The following is a 3,912-nucleotide window of genomic DNA, read 5'->3' as shown; positions in this document are numbered from 1 at the left end:
GTTCGGCGATCGCCAGGCCGGCGTCGGGGGTCAGCAGGTCCTCGATCATCTCCACCACGCTCGGCGTGGTGGTGGCGAGGCCGAGCAGCCGGCCGGCGGTTTCCGAGGAGACCACCACCGAGTCGGCGCCCGATTGCTGCAGCAGGTGCTGGTTCTCGGCCTCGCGGATCGACGCGACGATCTTGGCCTTCGGCGCGATCTCCCGCGCCGTCAGGGTGACGAGCACGGCGGTGTCGTCGCGGCTGGCGGCGACGACGATCGACGCCGCGTGTTGCGCCCCGGCGAGCCGCAGCACGTCGGATTTCGTGGCGTCGCCGTGGACGGTGACCAGGCCGGCCGACGCGGCGTGTTCGAGGGCGGAGCGATCGGTGTCGACGACGACGATCTCGCCCTGAGCCTCCTCGTCGCCGAGGATGGCCGCGACCGCCGTTTTGCCCTTGGTGCCGTAGCCGATCACGATCGTGTGGTTGCGCACTTTGCTCCTCCAACGCTGGATCTTCCACGCCTGCCGCGATCGCTCCGAGAGCACCTCGAGCGTCGTGCCGACCAGCACGGCCAGGAACGCGATCCGCAGCGGCGTGAAGATCAAGGTGTGGACCAATCGCGCCGTCTCGGTGTACGGGGTGATGTCGCCGTAGCCGGTCGTCGACAGCGACACCGCGGAGAAATAGAGGCAATCCAGGAAGGTCAGCGGCTGGCCGCGCACGTCACGGTAGCCGCGGGCGTCCAGGTAGACGATGACGGCGGCGCCGAACAACACCAGTAACGCGATCGCCACCCGGCGCGCGATGACCCGGGTGGGGCTGGCGTGGTCCTCGGGGATGCGCAGCACGCCGACCAGCTGGTGACCCGGCTGGGCGGTCAGCGTCTCGTCCAGACCGCTCANGCTTGTCGGCCAGCGCGGCCGCCGCCGCTAGCAGCACCCGGCCGTCGGCGACCAACACCTGATTGCGCGAATCCACCCGCAACAGCGCGGCATCCGCCCATCCCGCGGCGGCCGCCTCGACGTCGGTGCGCAGTTGGTCGGCCCGGTCGGCGCCGACGCGCGACAGCACCGGTACCTCGCGCAGCTGAAAGTCCACGCGCCGGGCCTAATGTCCCGCGTGGCGGATGTAGAGCAGGCGGTCGCTCGCCTCGATCGCGTCCACCTCGGGGGCGCCGATGCGCAGCAGGTGGCCGTCGCGCACCACGCCCAGCACGATGTCGCGCAAATGCCTTGGGGAGCCCCCGATCTCGGTCTGCTCGACCTCACGTTCGGCGATCGCCAGGCCGGCGTCGGGGGTCAGCAGGTCCTCGATCATCTCCACCACGCTCGGCGTGGTGGTGGCGAGGCCGAGCAGCCGGCCGGCGGTTTCCGAGGAGACCACCACCGAGTCGGCGCCCGATTGCTGCAGCAGGTGCTGGTTCTCGGCCTCGCGGATCGACGCGACGATCTTGGCCTTCGGCGCGATCTCCCGCGCCGTCAGGGTGACGAGCACGGCGGTGTCGTCGCGGCTGGCGGCGACGACGATCGACGCCGCGTGTTGCGCCCCGGCGAGCCGCAGCACGTCGGATTTCGTGGCGTCGCCGTGGACGGTGACCAGGCCGGCCGACGCGGCGTGTTCGAGGGCGGAGCGATCGGTGTCGACGACGACGATCTCGCCCTGAGCAACCGATTCCGGCGCGACGCCCGCGCCGATCCGGGCGACCGCGGCGTCGACCAGCAGGCTGCTCTTGCCGGTGCCAGGTCCGCCGAGCACACGCATCCGCCCGCGCGGGCCCGGTGCCACAACGGCACGGGCCTCGTCGTCCCAGGTGAATGACATGGCTGCATGCAATCACGAGGGTCTGACAAGATCGGGATACTGGGCTGGGGAAACCGGAACGCCCCCTTAGGCAAGGAGGGATTGGATGGGCATTGGTCCCGACGACGGAGTGCCTGAAGCCGACGCCGCCGAACAGCAGCAGGCCATCGACTCGGAGGACGAGGCCGGCTTGGACACTGCGTACCTGGACGACGCCACCGATCGCGATGCCAACGAAGCCGATGTGATCGAGCAGGCTTTCATCGTTCCCACTGACGACGATTGGAACGACAGCCAGGGGTGAGCGCCGACCTGCACGTGCACCGCTACGGCCCGGCCGGCCCCGTGCGGATGCTCGCCATTCACGGGTTGACCGNATCGCGGTCGTCATCGCGCTGGGGGCGGCGTTGATCTGGTGGACCAGCGACGCGCGGGCCACCATCAGCCGCCCTGCCGCGATTCCGGCGCCGGCCCCGACCCCCGCGCGGGAGGTCCCGGCCACCCTGAAGCAACTGTGGACCGCACGAAGCCCCGGCACCACCGCGCCCGTGGTGGTCAGCGGGACCGTCGCCACGGGGGACGGCCGCCGGGTCGACGGGCGTGACCCCGGCACGGGTAAGTCCCTCTGGAGCTACGCCCGCGACAGCAAGCTGTGCGGGGTGTCCTGGGTCTACCACTACGCCGTCGCCGTCTTCAGGGACGACCGCGGCTGCGGGCAGGTCAGCACGCTCGACGGGTCCACGGGCCGGCGCGGGGCCACCCGCAGCGGCTACGCCGACCCCAGCGTGCGACTTTCCTCCGACGGCACCACGGTGTTGTCGGNTCGGCGGCGGCCTGGCGCTGCACCTGGCCGCGGCCCGCCCGGACCGGGTGGCGGCGCTGCTGCTGCTCGACCCGGCGATCGGATTGGACGGCGGCTGGATGCGCCAGATCGCCGAGGCGATGTTGTCCTCCCCCGACTATCCCGACGCCGAGGAAGCCCGCCTGGAAAAGGCCACCGGCTCGTGGGCCGATGTGGATCCGGCGCTGCTGGCGTCCGAGCTCGACGAGCACCTGGTCGAGCTGCCCGGCGGGCGGTACGGCTGGCGGGTCAGCCTGCCGGCGATGATGGCGTATTGGAGCGAGCTGGCCCGCGACGTCGTGCTGCCGCCTGCCGGGACGACCACGATCCTGGTGCGGGCCAGGCAGACCTCGCCGCCGTACGTGAGCGATCAATTGATCGAGGCGCTGCAGCAACGACTGGGCCCCGATTTCGAGCTGCTGGATTTCGACTGCAACCACATGGTTCCGCACGCCGAGCCCACCGAAACCGCCGCCCTGATCCGCGGGCTGCTGGAAGGCCGCTGACCGTGGCGCCGGTGACCGATGAGCAGGTCGAGCGGGTGCGTTCGCTGGTCGCGGCGATCCCGTCCGGCCGGGTCGCGACCTACGGCGACATCGCTTCTGTCGCAGGGCTTTCCAGCCCTCGCATCGTCGGATGGATCATGCGGACCGACTCCTCGGATCTGCCCTGGCACCGGGTGATCACCGCGTCCGGGCGCCCCGCTCGGCACCTGAGGGCCCGACAGCTGGAGTTGCTGCGCGCCGAAGGGGTGCTGGCCGACGACGGCAGGATCGCGCTCGACGAAGTCCGCTACGAGTTCCCGGCCGGCGCCCGTGGCGATCGCACGCGCGGCGTAGCCGGGCGCAGCGGGTCGCCACGCGAGCGGGCCTAAAGCACCAGCCGGACCAGGGCCGCGGTGCGGGCCAGGCCCGGAAACGCCTCGGCGGTCGAGCGCGGGTGCAGCGCGTGGACGGCAAGGCGAAACATCAACGCCCGCAACAGCATCTGGGGCCACTCGGGCAGCGCGTTCCACCGTTCGATGAGCCCGTCGTCGGCCTCGCCCCAGGACAGCGCGTCGACGACGGCGACGCCCGCGGCCCACGATGCGGGCCGCCAGTAGGGCGTGATGTCGGTGATCCCCGGCGCCGCGGTGCCGATGAAAAGCACTGTGCCGTAAAGGTCTCCGTGGACCAGCTGGTTGGGGCTCTTGGTCGGCCTGCGCAGGGTGGCCAGTTGGTTGATCAGCTCGACGGATCGCTCGGCGTCCGCCGACGGCGGGGCGGTGCGCGCGCCCGGCGGCACGGA

General features: G+C 71.3%; 4 protein-coding genes and 4 pseudogenes. 4 read left to right on the top strand and 4 right to left on the bottom strand.

Features of this window, described 5'->3' with window-relative positions:
• The 3 genes and pseudogenes from BN4348_RS32455 to BN4348_RS32445 form a co-directional block, all read right to left on the bottom strand.
• Window positions 1-886: potassium channel family protein (locus tag BN4348_RS32455; RefSeq protein WP_211145664.1), on the bottom strand; the 886-nt coding region annotated here is incomplete at its 3' end.
• Between the two features lies 1 nt (window position 887).
• Window positions 888-1,082: pseudogene (locus BN4348_RS32450) on the bottom strand (NAD(+) diphosphatase); the annotation flags it as partial.
• 9 nt (window positions 1,083-1,091) lie between these two features.
• Window positions 1,092-1,739: pseudogene (locus BN4348_RS32445) on the bottom strand (potassium channel family protein); the annotation flags it as partial.
• Window positions 1,740-1,890: 151 nt separating this feature from the next.
• Here BN4348_RS32445 and BN4348_RS32440 point away from each other — a divergent pair.
• The 4 genes and pseudogenes from BN4348_RS32440 to BN4348_RS32425 all read left to right on the top strand — a co-directional run bounded on the left by BN4348_RS32440 (window position 1,891) and on the right by BN4348_RS32425 (window position 3,499).
• A complete protein-coding gene (locus tag BN4348_RS32440; RefSeq protein WP_066908377.1) occupies window positions 1,891-2,088 on the top strand; it encodes a hypothetical protein in 198 nt (65 codons plus the stop codon).
• 73 nt (window positions 2,089-2,161) lie between these two features.
• Window positions 2,162-2,605: pseudogene (locus BN4348_RS32435) on the top strand (Rv3212 family protein); the annotation flags it as partial.
• A gap of 4 nt (window positions 2,606-2,609) precedes the next feature.
• Window positions 2,610-3,131, top strand: a pseudogene (locus BN4348_RS32430) (alpha/beta hydrolase); the annotation flags it as partial.
• Between the two features lie 2 nt (window positions 3,132-3,133).
• Window positions 3,134-3,499 (top strand): MGMT family protein, encoded by a 366-nt coding sequence (locus BN4348_RS32425; RefSeq protein WP_066908374.1) that lies wholly within the window; start codon window positions 3,134-3,136, stop codon window positions 3,497-3,499.
• Here the strand turns inward: BN4348_RS32425 and BN4348_RS61030 are convergent.
• The coding region (locus tag BN4348_RS61030; RefSeq protein ID WP_084453923.1) for a TIGR02569 family protein at window positions 3,496-3,912 on the bottom strand (417 nt) is incomplete at its 5' end. The two genes, BN4348_RS32425 and BN4348_RS61030, sit on opposite strands and share 4 nt — an antisense overlap.

This window comes from Mycobacterium interjectum, assembly GCF_900078675.2.
Classification (GTDB): Bacteria; Actinomycetota; Actinomycetes; order Mycobacteriales; family Mycobacteriaceae; genus Mycobacterium; species Mycobacterium interjectum.
Note: the sequence above shows the minus strand (reverse complement) of the source record. Positions and strands in the feature narration are given on the sequence as shown.

Bases quoted from the DNA above. Each gene is read 5' to 3' on its own strand.
- BN4348_RS32440 (WP_066908377.1), top strand. From the start codon at position 1,891: ATGGGCATTGGTCCCGACGACGGAGTGCCTGAAGCCGACGCCGCCGAA.